The sequence below is a fragment of the Mesorhizobium waitakense genome (assembly GCF_056431085.1).
In genome coordinates this window covers 35,538-49,326 of the sequence record NZ_JBWKME010000134.1, presented here as the reverse complement: position 1 = coordinate 49,326, position 13,789 = coordinate 35,538, and the positions used below count along the sequence as shown (strand labels likewise).

16 protein-coding genes are annotated in these 13,789 nt (G+C 58.9%); 6 read left to right on the top strand and 10 right to left on the bottom strand.

What is annotated here, in order from left to right; all coding sequences use genetic code 11:
- Positions 1–607: 607 nt before the first annotated feature.
- Positions 608–1,048, top strand: coding sequence for a Ros/MucR family transcriptional regulator (locus AC07FD_RS27305; RefSeq protein WP_478352368.1), 441 nt, complete (start codon positions 608–610; stop codon positions 1,046–1,048).
- A gap of 69 nt (positions 1,049–1,117) precedes the next feature.
- On the opposite strand, the gene AC07FD_RS27300 is transcribed toward AC07FD_RS27305, so the two are convergent.
- Both AC07FD_RS27300 and AC07FD_RS27295 read right to left on the bottom strand, forming a co-directional pair.
- Positions 1,118–1,474, bottom strand: a complete 357-nt coding sequence (locus AC07FD_RS27300) for a DUF2958 domain-containing protein (RefSeq protein WP_478352367.1) — start codon at positions 1,472–1,474, stop codon at positions 1,118–1,120.
- Positions 1,475–1,483: 9 nt separating this feature from the next.
- Positions 1,484–1,693 carry a hypothetical protein gene (locus AC07FD_RS27295; protein WP_478352366.1) on the bottom strand — a complete coding sequence of 70 codons (210 nt, stop codon included), beginning with the start codon at positions 1,691–1,693 and terminating at the stop codon, positions 1,484–1,486.
- A gap of 396 nt (positions 1,694–2,089) precedes the next feature.
- On the opposite strand from AC07FD_RS27295, the gene AC07FD_RS27290 reads away from it, so the two are divergent.
- Positions 2,090–2,287, top strand: a complete 198-nt coding sequence (locus tag AC07FD_RS27290) for a hypothetical protein (RefSeq protein WP_143748914.1) — start codon at positions 2,090–2,092, stop codon at positions 2,285–2,287.
- A gap of 71 nt (positions 2,288–2,358) precedes the next feature.
- Here AC07FD_RS27290 and AC07FD_RS27285 read toward each other — a convergent pair whose 3' ends face one another.
- Both AC07FD_RS27285 and AC07FD_RS27280 read right to left on the bottom strand, forming a co-directional pair.
- A complete protein-coding gene (locus AC07FD_RS27285) occupies positions 2,359–2,907 on the bottom strand; it encodes a hypothetical protein (protein ID WP_478352365.1) in 549 nt (182 codons plus the stop codon).
- A 93-nt stretch (positions 2,908–3,000) separates the two neighbouring features.
- Positions 3,001–3,129: a hypothetical protein gene (locus tag AC07FD_RS27280; protein ID WP_478352364.1), complete on the bottom strand. Its 129-nt coding sequence runs from the start codon at positions 3,127–3,129 to the stop codon at positions 3,001–3,003.
- A gap of 543 nt (positions 3,130–3,672) precedes the next feature.
- Between AC07FD_RS27280 and AC07FD_RS27275 the strand changes: the two genes are divergently transcribed.
- Positions 3,673–5,670, top strand: coding sequence for a phospholipase D-like domain-containing protein (locus AC07FD_RS27275; RefSeq protein ID WP_478352363.1), 1,998 nt, complete (start codon positions 3,673–3,675; stop codon positions 5,668–5,670).
- A gap of 293 nt (positions 5,671–5,963) precedes the next feature.
- On the opposite strand, the gene AC07FD_RS27270 is transcribed toward AC07FD_RS27275, so the two are convergent.
- From AC07FD_RS27270 to tnpB (AC07FD_RS27260), 3 genes are all read right to left on the bottom strand, one after another.
- Positions 5,964–6,188 carry a hypothetical protein gene (locus AC07FD_RS27270; RefSeq protein WP_095204419.1) on the bottom strand — a complete coding sequence of 75 codons (225 nt, stop codon included), beginning with the start codon at positions 6,186–6,188 and terminating at the stop codon, positions 5,964–5,966.
- A gap of 2 nt (positions 6,189–6,190) precedes the next feature.
- Entirely contained in the window at positions 6,191–7,816 is a 1,626-nt protein-coding gene (tnpC, locus tag AC07FD_RS27265; RefSeq protein WP_478352362.1) for an IS66 family transposase, read from the bottom strand.
- 71 nt (positions 7,817–7,887) lie between these two features.
- The gene (gene tnpB, locus AC07FD_RS27260; protein ID WP_478352361.1) at positions 7,888–8,061 is read right to left on the bottom strand and encodes an IS66 family insertion sequence element accessory protein TnpB; all 174 of its coding nucleotides are present in this window, start codon (positions 8,059–8,061) and stop codon (positions 7,888–7,890) included.
- A gap of 17 nt (positions 8,062–8,078) precedes the next feature.
- Here tnpB (AC07FD_RS27260) and AC07FD_RS27255 point away from each other — a divergent pair, with 17 nt between their 5' ends.
- From AC07FD_RS27255 to AC07FD_RS27245, 3 genes are all read left to right on the top strand, one after another.
- A complete protein-coding gene (locus tag AC07FD_RS27255) occupies positions 8,079–8,414 on the top strand; it encodes a DUF5372 family protein (protein ID WP_378976694.1) in 336 nt (111 codons plus the stop codon).
- 117 nt (positions 8,415–8,531) lie between these two features.
- Positions 8,532–8,996 (top strand): helix-turn-helix domain-containing protein, encoded by a 465-nt coding sequence (locus AC07FD_RS27250; protein ID WP_379020971.1) that lies wholly within the window; start codon positions 8,532–8,534, stop codon positions 8,994–8,996.
- Positions 8,997–9,300: 304 nt separating this feature from the next.
- Positions 9,301–11,418 (top strand): recombinase family protein, encoded by a 2,118-nt coding sequence (locus AC07FD_RS27245; protein ID WP_478352360.1) that lies wholly within the window; start codon positions 9,301–9,303, stop codon positions 11,416–11,418.
- 6 nt (positions 11,419–11,424) lie between these two features.
- Here AC07FD_RS27245 and tnpB (AC07FD_RS27240) read toward each other — a convergent pair whose 3' ends face one another.
- The 3 genes from tnpB (AC07FD_RS27240) to AC07FD_RS27230 all read right to left on the bottom strand — a co-directional run bounded on the left by tnpB (AC07FD_RS27240) (position 11,425) and on the right by AC07FD_RS27230 (position 13,788).
- A complete protein-coding gene (gene tnpB, locus AC07FD_RS27240; protein WP_352694668.1) occupies positions 11,425–11,628 on the bottom strand; it encodes an IS66 family insertion sequence element accessory protein TnpB in 204 nt (67 codons plus the stop codon).
- Positions 11,625–11,969 (bottom strand): IS66-like element accessory protein TnpA, encoded by a 345-nt coding sequence (gene tnpA / locus AC07FD_RS27235; RefSeq protein ID WP_195180462.1) that lies wholly within the window; start codon positions 11,967–11,969, stop codon positions 11,625–11,627. The genes tnpB (AC07FD_RS27240) and tnpA overlap by 4 nt, the downstream gene beginning before the upstream one ends.
- Before the next feature lie 232 nt (positions 11,970–12,201).
- Positions 12,202–13,788: a GMC oxidoreductase gene (locus AC07FD_RS27230; protein WP_478352359.1), complete on the bottom strand. Its 1,587-nt coding sequence runs from the start codon at positions 13,786–13,788 to the stop codon at positions 12,202–12,204.
- Position 13,789: the final 1 nt, after the last annotated feature.

Here is a 13,789-nt window from a genome sequence, read left to right as displayed (position 1 = left end):
CCTGGAGAAGCTCGAGGAATGCATGGGCGAACTATCGGAGAGCTCTGGACGATAGCGGAAGCTTCACCGCTCTTGAGTCGCCGGCCTCGCATTTGGTCGATCAACTGGCAAAGAATTCGTACCGATTCTATAGGCACTTTTGCGGCAAGGATTTGAAAAGCTCCTTGGATCCCGTAGTCGACAGCCACACCACTCGATTGGCTTCGTCGAACCACGCTTCCAGGAGCTTCAAATAGATGGGCTGATGCTCTCTATCATAAGCAGTTAGGTGGTCCGCCCTAGGGACTAGGTAGCAACAGCAGAAGCTCTATTGGGAATTTTCGATCGATACTCCCGTGATATCTCGCGTTGTATAACCAAGACCCCGCCTTTGATCCCTATAGACTATCGTCAATTGAGGCAACTGCAACATTCTTTGGTCCCGCACTAACCGGGAGGTGGGTTTGGCGTGGCTACGCTTTGCCACCAAACGAAAGTTCGCTTTTCCCCTGCGTCATACAGAAATGCCAAATATCCGACTTGATTGGAGAAAGTCCAAATGGCATAGGTTGGGCGCATATCGTCTCTTTGACGGATATGAGAATATGGTGATTGAAGGAGCACGTCGATGCCCGGGGAACCAATCAATAATATGATTGAACTTACTGCCGATATCGTTGCCGCCTATGTCCAAAGGAACGCTGTTCCAGTGTCCGGATTACCGGATTTGATCGCGAGCGTGAATTCGGCATTGTCGAATATTAGCCCACCATCTCCCATAGTAGAACCCCCGCCCAAGCCGGCAGTTAACCCCAAAAGGTCGGTGTTTCCGGACTACATCATCAGCCTCGAGGACGGTAAGAAATACAAGTCGCTTAAGCGCCATCTTGCGACCAGTCATGGGCTGACGCCTGATGAATACCGGGCGAAATGGGGGTTGGCGAAGGACTATCCCATGGTGGCGCCGAGTTATTCGGCGACCCGTTCGGCTTTGGCAAAGTCGCTAGGCTTGGGAAGGAAGCCAGCTCTAGCCAAGAAACCTGCGACGAAACGCAAGGCCAGGGCCTGAGGTCTGGCCGCTATCGCCTTCGGCACTCAACGCCACCCGTAAGGATGGCGTTGAGCATGGTGACGAACGTTACGCCCGAATCCGACCATGGCGACGAGCCTCGCGGGCATAGCCCGATAGGGCTCTGTCCGGCTTAAAGTGCCGGTCGCGTTCCACGGGTAGACCAAGGCGGCCTCGAACGGCAGCTAGTTCCGAGAGGCTCACGTTCCCGATCTCGGGACAACCAAGCCCAAGGTCACAGAGACCGAAGGCGATATCCGGGTCTTCTGGATCGATCTCGGTCAGGAGCCAGGTCGCGCCGGCATCCGGCGTGAACAGTTTGACGACGGGGACGAAGTCGATTTCGCTGCCGGTGCCGCGGAGAGGCTGCTGCTGGCGACCATTCGCCAGCAGCTTCTCCCGCAGGTCTTGGGTTAAGATCTGCATGGCGGCCTCCTATTCGTCAGCCTTAGGGGTGCGGAGGACGACCCGCCCATCGATGGGCAGCGCGTCAAGGAGGAGCGTTCCGCCCTCGCCGTCGTCGTGGGCGAAGAAGGAGCCGATGCGGGTCCAGAAGCCCTTCTGGCCGTCCTTGCCGTCGCGCACGGTGTAGGCGTGGTAGATCGGCGATTTCGCCTCGGACTTGGTGTTGCGGTTGTAGGTCATGGTCTTTTCCTTTGGTTGATGGTTTCTGTCCCGGAGGACGGTTCCAAAGGTGACGGCGCTCAAAGCGGGCTTGTCCCCAACACGGGAGCGCAGCGAATGGAGCGGGCAGGATCGGGACAAGACGGATGCGCCGGCTAGAAGGGAACGTCATCGGCTCCGGGCGGACCAGCAACGGAAAAGGCAACGCCCAACCGCATAGCACCGAGCGTGATGGCCAGGTTCGCCTCACAATCATTCCCGTGGTGACGGGCGATATGGTCTGTTTGACGGACCCACATTCGTTCGACTCGCGCAACGCGCAGTAAGGCGTATGATCCCCAAATCGCCCGTACCGAATAAAGGGCAATTGCGGACGGTTGGAAGTTGGAGCTTCCGCCTATGTCCGGGAGCCTGACAATGTCACGCGCCAAGGTGTCTGCATTCGATTGCGAAATCCTGCGAAGCGCCATCCGCCGGGCGATCATCGAAGGGGAAATCCCGGAAAGCCAGTCCCGAGAATACGCCGCCCAAATGATCCGAGATCTCACCGGCGACGAGCAGGTTGACCCGGACATACTGGATTGGATAGTGCGGGAGCAGCCAGGCGCGTCTTAAAAGACGGCTCTGCGAGCCGCGATTTGACGGCATCAGGACTGGAGCGGTCGCGGCTCTTCATGCCATCTGTATCAGAACAATTTCCCATCACCGTCGAGAAGCCCTTGGCTCTGACGCGAGAATGACCACACGTCTGCGCCATCGTTCTGCAACACCCAGATGCTGTCGAAATCCTCGTCCGGCCAAGATTCCGGAGCGATACCCGCGCCACCGACGAGGGCAGCTGCCAGATCAGGAATAGATTCGTGCTGCCAGCTTACCAACACAGGTGTTGGGGCTGTGCGGATGGCTTCGGCCGCCAGCGCCTCTTGGCCCTTCGAATAAGTGACGTCAGGTTGAAGACCGAGGCGTCTTGCCAGTGGCGTGATTGTTTGGCTAGGCCGTTTGCTCCGGGTTCCGGACCCATCTTTTTTGACTGTGCCCGACGCAACAATCGATGCCGGCTTTTCCATAGGTACAGGCGGCCTGGAAAAGAATGAGCAAAGCCCACCCGCGCGTTGCCAGCCACGCACGGTCAATGAGGCGGGATCACTTTCGCCTTGTTCCGTCACTCCAAGATCGGCGCCATCGAGAACCGGCTTCTCGGCATGCCGAAGGATCATGACAAGCCTATTTGGCATCGTCCGCCTCCATATTTCCGTACCAACACTCCTGGCGCCGTCCGCGCCGCATGATGCATCGCCAAACGTGCAGCGCCGTGGGTATCTTGGCAGCTAGGTTGAAAACAGCTTCTTGTATCCCTTATCCATAAACCAAAGCACTCGTTTGAGATGACTGCGAACAGCATTGCGGGCGCGGACTGGCACCCTCACCGGATCGATACCCATGATGTCCTGCGCCATCTCTTCTTCGCTGGCACATCGGCACATGCGTCCATGAGGTCCAAATAGATCGTGAGATGCTTGTTGTCATTAGCGGTTAGGTGGTCCGCCCAAGGGACTTCTGTTGCAATAGTCGGATCAGGCGTTGGGCGGGATCTGTTTTTCATCCATATGCCGCTTCAGTCATGAGCCTGTGACCGGCTCTACGATAGCGTCCCATGGGCACTTTGAACAAGCCTACATGAGCCAAACCGGCGCCGATCGGCGCCGCGATTGCCCTGTTAACATGGCCGCTATCCAGCTCGATTGGATCATGGAGCGGCTCTCGCACTTTGAGCGCCAAAACGCAATATCAACATAAAATAATTGTACGAACAAGACTTTACTTTGGCGATTTATTCTGGAATGTAACAACATTTCCTGTGAAGAAGGTCGGGTATGAAGGCTTCAGCCTTCTTTATACATTTAGCCGTCTTATAAAATCGAGCCGGCTGGATGGCAGTATGATTGGCGGTAGGTCAGGTCGCTTGGGATCAGGCCGTTGTTCTTCTAGGTGAGGATGAGATGGTGCAGATCGTTAAAGCTACTGCAATCGTCAACAATGAAGTTGCGTTTCTTGCATGGCAGACTAACCCCGACCCGATTCCTGATTGCCTGGGCTTCCACATTGTTCGCGAATATCTCGATGCCAGCGGTCTGGTAACCGCCGAGCGCGCGCTTGCCGCCTATGTCGCCTTTGAAGGGCAGTCGAATCCGGACTGGCAGGCGCAGAACACCACCGTATGGCCGGTGCAGAAGTTTAACTGGCGCGACCTCACGCTGCGGCGACACCGCGACAAGTTGGGTCTCCGGCCCGAAAATGAGCGGCTGCGATACCGCATCCGCCCGGTAGGTCGCCTGCGCGATGGGCTCGAGGAAGTGGTGCCCATCCCCGAAAGCCATTGGGACGCAAAAACCAAACAGCGCGTCCAGCATCATTATCAGGGTGGACCTATCCGGCTTGGTTATCTGGCACCTCCGGCATTCACCAACATCGTTGAGGCCACCCGCCGCTTGGGACCGTTCATCTCCACCTTCACCAACGGCATTCTATCGAGCCAGTTCCTGATCCGCATGCTCGAAGAGAATGATGGCAAAGTTGGGCGCAACGAACTTGAAGTTCGTCTGCGCGAACCAAATGACTCACTGCGACGCTACCTGGCCGGCGACGTCCCGACGACGATGACCGAGTTCCTGAGCCGAGCGGGCGGGCAATTTCATGCGGCCCTTTACGAGCTTGAGGATCGGCAGTTACTCGACCTCCTTGTCGCCGCGGCACCCCGGATGCAGTTGATCCTGTCAGACGCAGGGTCCCAAGACACCAAGGACAAGATTACCAAGAAGGTCATTCATACCGACTACGATACGAGAAACAAAGAAGCGCGCGCGACCCTGCGCGCGATAGCGGATGCGCCTGGCGCGACTTTCCGTATGCAGGACCGGCTGTTCAACGGCAGCGGCCACATCGGCCACAACAAATTCGTCGTTTGGTCGGACAACCAGGGCGCCCCCCAAGCGGTGCTTACCGGTTCGACCAACTGGACGTGGAGTGGCATCTCCGGCCAGAGCAACAATTGCATTGTCATCGAAGACGCGAACGTAGCGCGCGCATATCTCGACTACTGGCAACGCCTGCTCGATCACCCCCTGCCGCAGCCTGCGCAAACGGCGGATGCCAACACCGGCGCCGACCAGGGCGATGTCGTAAAAGACGCCGACCGCACTCCGGTGACCGGCAATCTCGCTAACGGTGCTGCATTCGAATGTTGGTTCTCGCCCAACGTTCCTGGCGCCGAACAGCCCCCTTCGGCGCGCGCCAAGCATCAACCGCCACCTCCCCCGGACATGGACCGTCTCTTCTCCCTGATGCGCCGTGCACACCGCATGATTTTGTTCGCGGTGTTTTTGCCGTCCAAGGGGGGAGTTCACTCGATCATCTCGCAGGCGATCGACCTCGGCCTGGCGGATACCAGCCTGGAGGTGGTCGGTGCGGTCTCCGACCCGCTGGCCTGGGGTTACCAGCCCTCAGGCACCGGCCCAGATGGCAAACCTTTGGTGCCGAGTTCGCCCTTCATTATCCAGCAAGGCGGTGTCAATGTCGTGCGCGCGACCGCGCTCACCGACAAAGATATCGGCCGCGAACTCGGCAATTTCGTCAACAATGAAATTTTGAGCGCGGGCAAGGCGATCATCCACGACAAGATCCTGGTGATAGACCCGCTTGACCCGGAGAATTGCGTGGTCGCATTTGGCAGCCACAACCTCGGTTATAAGGCGTCCTACTCCAACGACGAAAACCTGGTAATCGTGCAGCGCGATCCCGCGCTTGCCCAAGCGTATGCAACGCATGTCCTCGACGTATTCGATCATTACCGCTTCCGTGCAGCCGAGGCCGAGAAGTCGGCCGAACTGAAGCGGGCGGGCGTCGCCGCGTCCTCAAGCCCGACCGATGGCTTCCTTTGTATTGACGACACTTGGCAGACCAAGGCAGATCGGCGGATTTCTGCTTATTTTGCGAAATAGGTCTTGCAGGCCGATAGAAAACTTTGCTGGGGGCAGCAACATGTTTCGGATCGTGGCAGGCTTGGTGGTCGTCGGCGTTTTGATTCCGGCGCAACCCGGGTCGACCATCAAACGACCGGAGGCGCCCATACCCGCCTCATCTGATCTGCTCCTGCTCGTCAGGCACATCCATATTGGGGCGCCGTGCCTCATCAGAGGCCGCAACCATAAAGGACGGCGGAAGTGCTAAAAATATCCGCCATTGAGACCAAGTTAGTTCGGACGTATCCCTCCGGTGAGGGACGCGGACGAACCTATTTGTTTCCGTCGCGATGGATGGCGATGAGGTTTTGAAGGCTTTCGATGCCGAATTCGGAGAAGGCCATGACGCCGTCTTCGTGGTCTGGCCCGTAGACCCAGATCAGACCGTCCTCGGGTTCCATTTCGATAGCGATTTGGCCGAGCCAGTCCTCATCTTCGCCGAGGTCCCGGGCGACGAGCGCGATGGTTCGCACGGAATGGATTTTGTTGATGTGCATTGTCAGGCTGCGATTGCGGCGGGCTTGGACCGCCAGTTCCACGGCAGCAACTCGTCGAGGCGATTGGCGGGGTGCCCGGCAATGCGGTGAAGCACATCGGTAAGCCAGGCTTGCGGATCGACATTGTTGAGCTTGGCGGTGCCAATGAGGGCGTAGATGACTGCAGCGCGCTGGCCTCCACGATCGGAGCCACAGAACAGCCAGGCCTTGCGACCGAGCGGGACGCAGCGCAAGGCCCGTTCAGCCGCATTGTTCGTAATGCAGATCCTGCCATCGTCGAGGAAGCGGGTAAACGCCGGCCATCGGCGCAGCATGTAGTTGATGGCCTTGGCGAGATCGTGGTTGCGTGAGAGCTGGGCAAGCTGGGCGATCAGCCAGACGTGAAGGTCCTCCATCAGTGGAGCGCTGCGCTCCTGGCGGGCGCAAGCACGCGCTTCAGCGCTCAATCCGTTGATCTCGCGCTCGATATCGAACAGTGCATCCAGGCGCTGCACCGCCTCCAGTGCGATCGGGTAGATCGCCGCCCCTGTCCGTTCGCCGCGGCTCTTCTTGCGCGCTGATCCCTCGACGTCGGCGAGTTCGAAGAACTTGCGGCGCGCATGGGCAAAGCAGCCCGCTTCGAGCACAGGCCCTGGGCGACGATCGGCTGCGTAGAGTTCGCCATAGCCGCCATAGGCGTCTGCCTGCAGGATCCCGGACCAGCTGTCGAGATGCGCTCGCGGATGTTCGCCACGGCGGTCGCGCGAATAGTGGAACAGCGCGGCGGGCGGATCGGCGCCGCCGAATGGCCGGTCGTCGCGGACATAGACCCACAGCCTGCCGATATCGGTCTTGCCCTTGGCGAGGACCGGCACCGTTGTGTCGTCGCCGTGCAATCGGTCGGCGGCGAGAACATGAGCCTCGATCCGGCGATAGAGGGGCATGAGCGCGAAAGTGGCCGCGCCAACCTGGTCGGCGAGCGTCGACAGGCTCAGTGGCACGCCCTCGCGAGCGAAACGTTCAGCCTGGCGGTTCAAGGGTTGATGCTGGCCGTACTTGTCGAACAGCAGCATGGCGAGCAAGCCAGGACCTGCCCAGCCACGCGGCACGACATGGAACGGCGCCGGCGGCTGGGTGATCGTCTCACAGTTCCGGCACGAGAACTTCTCGCGCACCGTCTGGATGACCTTCCACTGACGCGGGATCACCTCCAGCGTCTCGGTCACGTCCTCGCCGAGCTTCGAAAGCCGCGTCCCGCCGCAAGTCGGGCACGAACATGGCGCGGGGATGACGATGCGCTCACGCGGCAGATGCTCGGGAAACGGCTTCTTCACTGGCCGTTTGCGCTCGAAGGCGGTGACACTGGTCGTCCTGGTCGCCGCCGCCTCGGCGGCAAGGTCATCTTCGCTGGCTGTGGCCTCGAGTTCCTCGAGTTGCAACTCCAGTTGGTCCAGGAGCCGGCGGCTGCGCTCGGCGCTGGGGCCATACTGCTCGCGCCTGAGCTTGGCGATCTGCAGCTTGAGGTGCCCGATCAGAGCTTCCGTGGCCGACGCCTTAGCCCTCGCAGCGGCAAGTTCGGCGCCCATCGAAACAACCAGCGCCTTCAGCGCTTCGACATCGTCCGGCAGGGGCGAAACGGCGGCTTCCATGGCCGAAATGAATCAGCACCTGTCTCTCGGTGCAACCGAAAAATGCCGCTTTGGCTGAGGAAATCCGCGTCCTATCCCGCGCTCGCCGGACGCCAGCTGTATTGCGGGTTGCGCCAGTCAATCCCGTCGAGCAAACACGCCAGCTGAGCGCTCGTCAGCGACACTGCACCGTCCTTCGCCTGGGGCCAAATGAAGCGGCCCTTCTCGAGCCGCTTGTAACTCACTTGGAAATGCAGGCGGTTCATCGTCCCCGTCGCAGTTTGTGACAGTGACTCACCCCTTTCATCCGTATTCCGGGCAGCGAGGTGCCTGCGTTGGGAAGCGCGGTAACCGAGGGGGCAAGCTATTGCTGCTGCGCTTTGACGATGGCCGGATTTGCACTGTTCCGCCGCAATGGACCGATGCAGCAGGCCCCAGCCTTGAGGTTATCGCGGGAAACGGGCGCGCACTGTGCAGCCTCACCGACCTACTGGAACTCAGCGGTCTCGTAGAGCGCCTCATATCGCAAGGGAGATGCGCAACGCCGCAAGATTGTAAGGGAAATTTTGCCGATGTTGCAAGGAAAATAACGCCGCAAAACCCATGGGAGCTTCGCTGAATGTGCCGTATTAGCAGAGATTATACTCGATTTGTTGACAGATATCCGCTTGACGGTTTAGCCATACGCGACATATTTATAATTACGTCAATTGAGTCGGCATCGGGGGCGGCGCAGGTGTCGGACAGCGTCAAACACAGGCAATCGAAAGGCAGCGCTTTGGCCGAGGATGGCACGCTCAATCCAGCCCCGGAAAAAATCGGCGATCAGAAGTTCCGGGAGGACGGCTTCTTCGATCCGCGCGACATCGTGCAGGTGAAGTACGAGATGCTGCGGCGCGTATCGGTCGACAAAATGTCGGTAACGGAGGTGTCCGACGAATATGGCGTCTCCCGGCCGACCTTCTACCAGGCCAAAGCCGACTTCGAGGACGCGGGTCTGGCCGGCCTAGTACCGAGGAAGCGCGGCCCGCACGGCCCGCACAAGATCCAGAGCGAAGTGCTGGCCTTCCTCAGGGCCCAGGTGGTTCCGGGCGAGCCCATTCGGGCACGCGAACTGACGAACCGGCTCCGGACAGAGTTCGGACTCGATGTCCACCCCAGAACAATCGAGCGTGCGCTCGGCGAAAAAAAAACGGTGTAACCATCAGTGGCGGTGCGCAATTGCATTGCGCGATGCAGTCCCGTGCCACGGAGCGATACGAAATACTGCGCGCCGCCGCGCTTGGCGCCGCGCTCCCTCTGGAGGCACGCAGCGGTCTTACCATCCTTCTGCATCGCGGCATGTGGGCCTGGGTTAGCGCGATCTTGCGTATGCCGGGCTGGTCCCCACCCGCGGCTTTGCCGCCAGTCGCCAGGCTGCCGATCGCAGACGAAACGTCCGAGCGACGCACAATCATCCACTTGCTCGCCACCATCGTGATGGCGGCCCCTGAACGGAGAACAGCATGAACGAAAAGCTCAAGGTCCAATCGCATCATCTCGAGCGTGGCGCCTACCTCTACATCCGACAGTCATCGATGCGACAGGTCATGGAGAACGTCGAAAGCACCAAGCGTCAATACGATCTTCGTGGTCGCGCGATCGGGCTTGGATGGCGCGACGACCAGATCACCGTCATCGACAGCGACCAGGGCGAATCCGGCGCTTCAGCGGCGTGGCGCGAAGGCTTCCAGCACTTGGTGTCCGATGTCGGCATGGGGCGCGCGGGGATCGTCATGGGGCTGGAAGTATCCCGCCTCGCCAGAAACAATGCGGACTGGCATCGGCTGCTGGAGATCTGCGCTTTGGCCGACACACTCATCCTCGACGAAGATGGCGTGTACGACCCGGCCAACTTCAATGACCGGCTTCTGCTGGGCCTCAAGGGCACGATGAGCGAGGCCGAGTTGCACGTTATCAAAGCCCGGTTGCGTGGTGGCATTCTCAACAAAGCACGCCGCGGTGAATATCGTTGCCCCCTTCCGACCGGCTTCATCTATAATGAGGTTGGCGATGTGGTCCTCGATCCAGACGCTCAGATCCGGGAGATGATCACCCACTTCTTCGAGACGTTCTCGCGGGTCGGGTCGGCTACGCAGACCGTCAAGGCGTTTGCCAGCGAAGGTCTGCTCTTCCCATCCCGGTTCCGCAACAGCAAGCGGGTGGTCTTCCAACCCCTGACCACATCGACAGCCTTACGCACGCTGCACAATCCTCGCTTCGCGGGCGTCTATGCCTATGGCCAGCGTCTTTACCGCAGGACCGTCGACGGAAAGAAACAGGTCCGTAAACGTGAGCCCAATGAATGGCTCGCATGCATCCCGGACGCCCATCCCGGCTATATCAGTTGGGAGCAGTTCCAGCACAACCTGAAGGCGCTCGAGGCCAATGGCCAAGGCTACCAGACCGCGCGGGTCTCGCCACCGCGCGAAGGCGCGGCTTTGTTGCAGGGGCGCGTCATATGCGGGCGGTGTGGCTGCCACATGAGGGCCCGTTACGTCACCCGGCGCGGTCAGGTGGACACTTGGTACGTCTGCAGCCGCGCCTACGTCTCTCGGGGTGAGCCTCACTGCCAGTCGATCGCAGGCTGGCCCGTCGACGCGGCGATCGGTGAACTGATCGCCGCGGAAATGACGCCCGCCGCCGTGGAATTAGCTCTGGAGATCCGAAAAGAGATCGAAGCGCGCTATGACGAAGCGGACAAACTCCGGCTCCGCGCCGTCGAACGCGCCCAAATCGATGCCGATCTTGCACAGCGGCGGTTTATGCTGGTCGATCCGAACAACCGCCTGGTTGCCGACACCCTTGAACGCGAATGGAACGACAAACTGCGCATGCTGGCTGATCTACGAGAAGAAAGAGCGCGCGCTCTACGCGAAGACCGAGCGACACTCGACGATGCAATCCGTGATCGATTGATCGCCATGACGGCCGACTTCAAAACGGTCTGGTGCGACCCCACCTTGCCGAACCGAGAACGCAAGCGACTCCTTGCCTATCTTGTCGAAGACGTCACATTGCTCAAGTTCCAGGCCGAGGGAGAGACCCGGATCCACATCCGCTTCAGAGGCGGAAGGACCGAAACATTGACCACTCAGAACCCGAAATCCTCCGCACAGCAGGTAAGGACCCGGCCCGAGGTGGTCGAATTGGTCGACAAGCTTCTCGACGATCATATCTGCGCTGAAATCGCTGACATCCTGAATGCAAGGGGAATCCGTCCCGGCGGCTCAGCGCGGCGCGGCAAGGCTGACGCCCAGTTCACCGACTTGCGCGTCATCTATCTTGTCAAGCAATATGGTCTGCGCTCGCGCTACGACCGGCTGCGCGAGCGGGGAATGCTGACAAAAGCAGAAGCCTGCGCAAAACTCGGGATCACCGAATGTACCCTGGTCAGATGGGCGAAATACGGCATCGTGAAAAGACATGCCTACAACGGCTATATCGGCCTCTATGAGCTGCCAGGACCGCACGTCCCAGCCAAGCAGTGCAGCCGATGGAACCAGCTTGCCCATCGGGCAGAAGCCATCCGCCGACTCAACTCCTCAAAATGCTCCGATCTCAAGGAAAGGGCTGTAGTATGAAGCCAGTTAGTTGGCATAAAGCGACATGCCGATCCCGTCATGCCAGATGATCTTTACCAGCGATCCGGCGCGTCCGCGGAAAACGTAGAGATCACCACCGTGGGGATCGCGCTTCAGGTGCTGCTGCACCAGCAAAGCCAGGCCCTGCATGCCCTTCCTCATATCGGTGTGGCCCATCGACAGCCACACCCGCGCGCCCGACGGGATCACCGCAGTGCCTTTACCACTGCCGTAACCAGCGTGGGCGTCGCTCCCGCGAAGATGCTCACCCGGCCGCCCGTTACCAGCTCCACGACAATAGCCGGCCGGTGCTCCAGCGGATGGCCGACGTCTTCATCCACAACCACCGCCTCTGTAAGGCACGGGTCCGGGACGTGTTCGCACAGCTTGCGACGCCATGTGTAGATCAGCGCCGTCGAAACGTCATGCCGCTGCGCCACCTGCGTCACACAGGCTCCGGGCGAAAACGCCTCCTCCAAAATCTGGCGCCGTTCCTCCTCGTTCCACCGCCGCCGACGTTCGGGGCCTGTGAGCAACGTGATCTGACCCATCAACTGCTCCTAAGTGCGCTCATAAGAGCACGCTTAAGACCACTCGTTCATCACCCGAACAAGGCGCGACACGCCGGATGGATACGTTCGGACTGACCGCTCCTAGCGAGGGGTGCCGTTGAGTGGCACGGCATAGCTCACAGCGAAGCGGTGGAACAGAGCCCGACCTTGCCCGGATCCAAGACCCTTGGCCGCGACGTAGGCACTATTTACGCTAGTCTGCTGGCGTTCGCTATCTGATTGCCGAAGAAATATGATGGGCCACACGCAGAGCGTTGGCCATTATCGTAAGGGATGAGTTGCTTGCCCCGGATGTCGGCATAAAACTGCCGTCCACTACGAACAAGCCATTCAAGCGGTGATGCTCGCAGTTTATGTCAATCACACTGTAGCGTTGGTTTGTTCCAAAGATGGCACCTCCGTGCTGATGTGCGCTGAGCCACAGTTGCTCGTCAGGTGCCAAATGCCCCAGGACACAACCGCCGGGCAAAGACCTCGCAATGCTCGCAAAGATGCCTTCCGTAGCTGCCATCAACGCAAGGTCATGGGCGTGCGGCTCATATCTTATCGACACCGTATTTCGGTTGGATTGGGAACCCCTATCCGCCTGAATGTACTTTTTACGCCACGGAATCGATTCTCCCTTGAAGCTCACCTTAAGGAGATAGTGTTGTTCAGCATCGTCCATAATCGCGTCGCTTTCATTAGTAATTTTTGAAAGACGCGAGCGTGTTTTCGTTGACCCATCAAACGCTATCGCATCATAAATTGCTAGCTTTCCACCTTTGACGAGACCACCAGCGGGGCCGACGTAGTAATCCTTACTCGAAACGTTTGAAAAGGAGCCAGTAAGGATGTCGACAGGGCTTCTAGACCGTCGGATCTTCGTCTGAATATAACCGACGGACTGTGTGCTGAACGTAAATCTACGGCCTAGCATTTCGTTGCCCTGGTCGACAGAGGAAAGGATTCTTACCGTTTGGATTGGTCCGCATCCGAGAATCACCAATGGCGCGAAATGTTCACCCGGTTCATTCGAGCGCTGGCAGCTAGTGCGGACCCCGCGAACGCGCGTTTCATCTACGATTAGCGAGGTCGCTTCAGTGGAGTAGAGTACTTTCGATTGAGTGTTCCTTTTTAGCGCACTACGCGAAAGCGAATAATAGTTTGGGCGATACGCCAAACATCCTTTGCCTGAAAGCTTCCGCATTGTAAGCGGATCAACGGGCTCTCTGTCCCACATCGGGCCACCAAGGCATGTGAATCCGATATAAGGGGTGAGCTCTGATGCCTGCAGAAACTGCAGCAATGATTTTTCGAGGTGAGACAGGGATTGTCGGCGGCGGTAGAACGAACACTCGTTAAGGCTAAGGCCGTGTTGATCGGGCGGTCCATAGGGAAGTAGGCGTTGCTCTACGAGATCATAGTAGGGTGCTAACTCTGCAAGCCCGACGGGCCAGTCGGATAATTCGGCATCGTTCACCCCTTGACCTTGGGATTTAGCTAACGTCGCCGCGCAAAAATCTGATTCCGAGAATCGTGACAACTGACCATACCACAAGGCTGATCCGCCACCCGCAAGGTTAGTTGTCCACCACGGCCTAATGGTTGTATGATCAGCTGGGCCGCCGACAAAATCGACGGGCTCTTGCCTAGTTGGCCTGAAGCGAGGTGCATCACGGTTTGCATCTGGATCCCAATCGTCACCTTTCTCTATCACGAGGATGCGAATCTGGCGACCGTCCTCCGCTAGATGCTCGATAACTGGGCCCGCGGAAATACCCATTCCAACTACTATTACATCGTATTCGCTTCTCATC

Bases quoted from the DNA above. Each gene is read 5' to 3' on its own strand.
- AC07FD_RS27290 (WP_143748914.1), top strand. From the start codon at position 2,090: ATGTCACGCGCCAAGGTGTCTGCATTCGATTGCGAAATCCTGCGAAGC.
- tnpA (WP_195180462.1), bottom strand. From the start codon at position 11,969: ATGGGTCAGATCACGTTGCTCACAGGCCCCGAACGTCGGCGGCGGTGG.
- AC07FD_RS27280 (WP_478352364.1), bottom strand. From the start codon at position 3,129: ATGGCGCAGGACATCATGGGTATCGATCCGGTGAGGGTGCCAGTCCGC.
- tnpC (WP_478352362.1), bottom strand. From the start codon at position 7,816: ATGGAAGCCGCCGTTTCGCCCCTGCCGGACGATGTCGAAGCGCTGAAG.
- AC07FD_RS27275 (WP_478352363.1), top strand. From the start codon at position 3,673: ATGGTGCAGATCGTTAAAGCTACTGCAATCGTCAACAATGAAGTTGCG.
- AC07FD_RS27285 (WP_478352365.1), bottom strand. From the start codon at position 2,907: ATGCCAAATAGGCTTGTCATGATCCTTCGGCATGCCGAGAAGCCGGTT.
- AC07FD_RS27305 (WP_478352368.1), top strand. From the start codon at position 608: ATGCCCGGGGAACCAATCAATAATATGATTGAACTTACTGCCGATATC.
- AC07FD_RS27230 (WP_478352359.1), bottom strand. From the start codon at position 13,788: ATGAGAAGCGAATACGATGTAATAGTAGTTGGAATGGGTATTTCCGCG.
- AC07FD_RS27270 (WP_095204419.1), bottom strand. From the start codon at position 6,188: ATGCACATCAACAAAATCCATTCCGTGCGAACCATCGCGCTCGTCGCC.
- tnpB (WP_478352361.1), bottom strand. From the start codon at position 8,061: ATGAACCGCCTGCATTTCCAAGTGAGTTACAAGCGGCTCGAGAAGGGC.
- AC07FD_RS27245 (WP_478352360.1), top strand. From the start codon at position 9,301: ATGAACGAAAAGCTCAAGGTCCAATCGCATCATCTCGAGCGTGGCGCC.
- AC07FD_RS27300 (WP_478352367.1), bottom strand. From the start codon at position 1,474: ATGCAGATCTTAACCCAAGACCTGCGGGAGAAGCTGCTGGCGAATGGT.
- AC07FD_RS27295 (WP_478352366.1), bottom strand. From the start codon at position 1,693: ATGACCTACAACCGCAACACCAAGTCCGAGGCGAAATCGCCGATCTAC.